We start from the raw sequence: 507 nt of genomic DNA, 5'->3' as shown, positions 1-507 counted from the left end.
GTCCCAAGCTCGTCGGCGTAAAGACGGCCCAGCCCTTCATCATCGGAAATATCCGGGTAAAAGCGGTAAAGGTCAAGGTTCTGCGTCAGGTTTATCAAATCCTTCACGCTCCTTGTGTGGTTTCCCAAGACAAGAGCGGCTTCAAAGGTTTCCAGTCCGCCCTTATCCCGTACTTCCAGCAGGGCGTGGCCCAGCTCGTTCAGCTCGTCGATGTTCTCACATTCGTAGAGATGATCGTAGAGCCCCAGCACATCACTGTCAAAGCTGGTAAAGAACACTTCGCTGTACCGTTTCCCGTCTATCCCGATTTTGGCAAGGGCGGCCTGCAACTCCTGTGTCGTCATGGGGAAATGTACCGTTGTCCCTACCTCAATCCCCATTAAGGGGTATAGGGCTGTATTGGTTATATAGGCTTCAAACATGGGCTCATTCCTCCTTTCCGGCCCGGTCAGCCAGCACCTCATAAATCCCGGCCATAATGTAATCGGCGCAAGGGAGGGCAATCGC

The 507-nt window shown here is 53.3% G+C and carries 1 protein-coding gene; it reads right to left on the bottom strand.

Going from position 1 to position 507, the window contains the following annotated elements; all coding sequences use genetic code 11:
* Nucleotides 1–380 (bottom strand): antirestriction protein ArdA (locus H8711_RS13960; RefSeq protein WP_249283921.1); only part of this gene is annotated, 380 nt, incomplete at its 3' end.
* Nucleotides 381–507 lie beyond the last annotated feature (127 nt).

It is taken from the genome of Ligaoa zhengdingensis (assembly GCF_014384885.1).
GTDB lineage: Bacteria > Bacillota > Clostridia > Oscillospirales > Ruminococcaceae > Ligaoa > Ligaoa zhengdingensis.
Note: the sequence above shows the minus strand (reverse complement) of the source record. Positions and strands in the feature narration are given on the sequence as shown.